The organism is Streptomyces mayteni (assembly GCF_054783955.1).
This window is the reverse complement of the sequence record NZ_BAAGPR010000237.1, coordinates 1-3563: the sequence shown is the minus strand read 5'-3', so window position 1 is coordinate 3563 and position 3563 is coordinate 1. Positions and strand designations below refer to the sequence as shown.

The window sequence follows — 3563 nt, the reverse complement described above, 5'->3', positions numbered from 1 at the left end:
CCTTGCGGCCGGCTATGTCCATCGGGAGCGTGATGTTCTCGATCGCGTTGAGCGTGGGCAGCAGGTTGAACGCCTGGAAGATGAACCCGATGTGGTCGCGGCGCAGCTTGGTGAGCTTCTTGTCCTTGAGACCGGTGATCTCCGTCGACCCGATCCAGATCCGCCCACTCGTCACCGTGTCCAGACCCGCGAGACAGTGCATCAACGTCGACTTGCCGGAACCCGAGGGCCCCATGATCGCCGTGAACTCGCCCCGCCGGACGTCGATGGTGACGCGGTCGAGCGCCACCACGCGCGTCTCCCCGGCGCCGTACGCCTTGACGACCCCCTCGGCCCGCGCGGCGACCGTCGTCATGGCCCCGGAACGTCCGGTGGAAGAAATCGGTACAGCCGTTGCCACGGTCGAACTCCTCTGCTGAAACTGCTCGCACTGCATCCGTCAGGTACGCGGAAAACAGTGCCGTTCAGCGGGGGGTCGGCACGATGGTGCACACGACCGTATGGAGGGTGGGGTCTACCCCACCCTCTCCGCTCCGGCCGACCCCAGGGCGTACATCCGCGCGATCACGTCCTCGATGTCCGGCTCCCGAACCGACAGGTCGACCAGCGGGTAGCCCTCGGCCACCGCCGCCACCAACGGCGCCGCGCTCGCCGAGGCCGGGAAGGCCAGCCACTGCCTGGGCCCCTCCACCCGCACCGTCCGCGCCCCCGCCACCTCGATCGGCGGCAGCTCCCGCGCCAGGTCCACCACCAGCGTCCGCTCGCTCTCGCCCACCTGGTGCAGCCCGGCCAACGCCCCGTCGTACATCAGCCGCCCGTGGTCGATCACCATCACCCGCGAGCACAACTGCTCGATGTCGGTCAGGTCGTGGGTGGTGAGCAGAACCGTCGTCCGTCGCTCCGCGTTCAGGTCACGCAGAAAGCCCCGCACCTTCGCCTTGCTGATCACGTCGAGCCCGATGGTCGGCTCGTCCAGGTACAGCACCTCGGGGTCGTGCAGCAACGCCGCCGCGATGTCCCCCCGCATCCGCTGCCCAAGCGACAGCTGCCGCACCGGCACGTTCAGCAGCGGCTCCAGATCCAGCAGCTCCACGCAGCGCGCCAGGTTCTCCCGGAACCGCGCCTCCGGCACCCGGTACATCCGCCGCACCAGCGCGTACGAGTCACGCAGCGGCAGGTCCCACCACAGCGTCGTCCGCTGCCCGAACACCACCCCGATCCGCCGGGCGAGCCGCGTCCGCTCCCGCGAGGGGTCGATCCCGGCGACCCGCACCCGGCCGCCGCTCGGCGTCAGGATCCCCGTCAACATCTTGATCGTGGTCGACTTCCCGGCCCCGTTCGGACCGATGTAGCCCACCATCTCGCCGCGCGCCACCCGGAACGAGATGCCCCGGACCGCCCGCACCTCCTCCCGCACCCGGCGCAGCCGACCCACCCGCCGCCGCACCCGGAACACCTTCGCCACGTCGGCGAGCTCGATCACCGCCTCGTCCTCCACCACGTCGTCCACCTCGTCCTCCGACACTGCCTCCGTCACCCTCCGACCCCTCTCAACTTCCGGTACTGCGATAGCTCCGCACCGCCACCCGCCAGGCCAGCGCCGCCAGCCCGCACATCGCCGCGGCCACCGCGGGCGACAGGAAGTCCACCCAGCCGGGCAGCCCCAGCGGGTCGTCCCGCCCCAACAGACGCAGCGCCGGCAGCCAGTTCACGAAGGCCAGCGGCACCACGAACGTCACCCCCTGCACCAGCTCCCGCCCGAAGATCGACGGCGGATACTGCAACAGCGTGTTCCCGCCGTACGTGAAGGCCGCCTGCACCTCGGCCGCGTCCTGCGCCCAGAACTGGAACACGCCCCCCAGCGCGAACAGCGCCCCGAAGATAGCCGCCCCACAGACCACCATCATCACCAACAGCCCCACCCGGCCCACCGACCACGCCAGGTCGAGCGTCCACACCGCCCACACCAGCACCCCGAAGGCCTGCAACGCCCGCCCGATCCGGCGCAGCGCGAACCGGTCGGCGGCCACCTGGAGGAAGATCGGCACCGGCCGCACCAGCATGGTGTCCAGCGAACCGTCCCTGATCCGCGACCCGATCCGGTCCACCTCGCCCATCGCCAGGTGCGCGATCGACAGCGACAGGCTCGACGTGCCGTAGAGCAGTGCCACCTCGCCCACCGTGAACCCGCCGAGCATGTCCACGTGCGCGAACATGATCAGGACGGCCACGAAGTCCAGCAGCGAGATCAGCGCGGTGCCCAGCGTCACCAGCACGAACGACGTCCGGTACGTCATCGTCGACCGCACCCACATCGCGACGATCAGCCCGTAGGCCCGCAGCCCGTCAACCACCCTGGGCCACCACCCTCCGCGTCGCCGCGGCCTGCAACGCCCGGCCCACCAGCAGCAGCACCACGGCCCAGGCCGCCGAGAAGCCGAGCACCCCGAGGAGGCCGACGCCGGTGTGCTGGCCGAGCAGCACGTCGGCCGGCACCTGGAGCATCGCCGACCACGGCAGCCACCGCACCACCTCGCCGAACCCGCCGGGGAAGACGGTCAACGGCAGCAGCATCCCCGAGAAGAAGATGGAGGAGAGGGTGGAGACCATCCTCATCCCGGCCCCGTCGAGCAACCAGAAGGTGGCCAGCGCCACCAGAAAGCCGAGCGCGAAGCTCACCACGATCCCGAGCCCGACGGCCAGCAGGAACCACAGCCAGGTCAGCGGGCTCGACGGCAGCGCCAACTCGAAGGCGAAGGAGCCGGCCACCATCGGGCCGACGCCACGCCCCAGTACCTGGAACGCGCCACGCCCCAACTCGGAGGCCAGCCACCACAGCTGGAGATCCGCCGGCCGGTAGAGGTCGATGGCGATGTCCCCGGTGCGGATCCGCTCCTCCAGCTCGACCTGGAACCCGCCGCCGAGCAGCGCCATGGCCCCGATCATCGCCTGACCGACCCAGACGAACGTCAGCGCCTCCGCCTGGTCGTAGCCGCCGAGCCCGGGCCGCTGCTCCCAGAGCGCGATGTAGGTGTAGGCGAGAACGAAGCCGAAGACGGTGTTGGTGAACACCCCGGCGGCCGTCGCCGCCCGATACGTGGCGTAGCGCTTAAAGCTACTGACCGAAACCGCCCGGTACAGCCCGGACGTGCCCATCCGCCGTCCCCCGTCCCTGAGTTCGCCGCACCCGTGGTCCGACCAAAGCCCGCGAGCCTAACGAGCCCCCGCGACGCCGGGCCACCGGTTTTCTCCGGCCATCCGGCCCGACCCGCCCCGAGTCACCGGCCGGCGACCCCCGTTGTGGCCTGGGAGGTCTCAACTTGACACTGCCGAAGCAGGTCCGTAAGGTCCTTCGAGCTTGCCCGGAAAGGAACTCCCGAGAGGGAACTCCAAGAAGGCGAGCAACCCTCTCTGGCGAAACCCGAGTTCGAGAAAATCGGACGCGAAAGACGTGGTAGAGTCGGAGACACCGAAGGGAAGCCCGGAGGAACCCGAGAGGGAACCGAAGGAAGCGTCCGTTCCTTGAGAACTCAACAGCGTGCCAAATAGTCAATGCCAGATTT

4 protein-coding genes are annotated in these 3563 nt (G+C 69.5%); all 4 read right to left on the bottom strand.

Going from position 1 to position 3563, the window contains the following annotated elements; genetic code table 11:
* A partial coding sequence (locus ACYVPE_RS39550; protein WP_461038685.1) for an ABC transporter ATP-binding protein occupies window positions 1-355 on the bottom strand: 355 nt, incomplete at its 3' end.
* Between the two features lie 159 nt (window positions 356-514).
* Entirely contained in the window at window positions 515-1498 is a 984-nt protein-coding gene (locus tag ACYVPE_RS39545; protein ID WP_461038687.1) for an ABC transporter ATP-binding protein, read from the bottom strand.
* 52 nt (window positions 1499-1550) lie between these two features.
* On the bottom strand, window positions 1551-2315 hold the full coding sequence (locus tag ACYVPE_RS39540) for an ABC transporter permease (protein ID WP_461038686.1): 765 nt from the start codon (window positions 2313-2315) through the stop codon (window positions 1551-1553).
* Window positions 2316-2346: 31 nt separating this feature from the next.
* Window positions 2347-3156: an ABC transporter permease gene (locus ACYVPE_RS39535; RefSeq protein WP_461038684.1), complete on the bottom strand. Its 810-nt coding sequence runs from the start codon at window positions 3154-3156 to the stop codon at window positions 2347-2349.
* Window positions 3157-3563 lie beyond the last annotated feature (407 nt).

Coding starts and splice junctions, on each gene's coding strand:
- ACYVPE_RS39535 (WP_461038684.1), bottom strand. CDS start 3,156: ATGGGCACGTCCGGGCTGTACCGGGCGGTTTCGGTCAGTAGCTTTAAG.
- ACYVPE_RS39540 (WP_461038686.1), bottom strand. CDS start 2,315: ATGTGGGTGCGGTCGACGATGACGTACCGGACGTCGTTCGTGCTGGTG.